This window comes from Bradyrhizobium sp. P2_E8, from assembly GCF_056403875.1.
In genome coordinates this window covers 1-557 of record NZ_JBFUES010001897.1, presented here as the reverse complement: position 1 = coordinate 557, position 557 = coordinate 1, and the positions used below count along the sequence as shown (strand labels likewise).

Genomic DNA, 557 nt, shown 5'->3' with positions numbered 1-557 from the left:
GCCGGACGTAGAAGCTCACATCGGCAATGGCGACGTTGACGATGAAGCCGCCCTTGTTGTTGGGATCGTCATCGGCCTGCGCATGCACCGCGTCGTCATGATCTTTCGCATCGGGCGGATCGATGGTGACGAGCGGAACGTCGCGCCAGTCCTCGCGCCCCTTCAGGTTCGCGGGTTCTGCGGCTTCCGCCTCGCGCTCTGCCGCGGGGCGGAATTGCAGGGGGATGTCGTGCGCGTAGATCGCGATCAGGCTGATCGCCTTCTCCGACTTGACCGAGCCGAGCTTCTCCTTGACGCGGCCTGAGGCGAGGCCAAAGGCGCGCGAGCGGATGATGTCGACGCTGACGAGGTCGCCGTCCCGCGCGCCTTGCGTGTCGGCCGCGGCAATGTTCAGCTCGCGGTCGGCAGACTTCTTGTCGACCGGGATCAGCCGTCCGCCACCTTCCGGCAGCTCGCGGAATACGCCGAGGATGCGGCTCTTGGCCTTGTCGAAGACCTTGATGATGTGGCCGCGATAGGCCGGGCCTTCGGCCTCGTCGAGGCGCTCGACGCGCAGC

At 66.4% G+C, this 557-nt stretch carries 1 protein-coding gene; it reads right to left on the bottom strand.

Features of this window, described 5'->3' with window-relative positions:
• On the bottom strand, positions 1-557 hold a 557-nt coding region (locus AC1D00_RS44575; protein ID WP_477015139.1), incomplete at both ends, for an RNB domain-containing ribonuclease.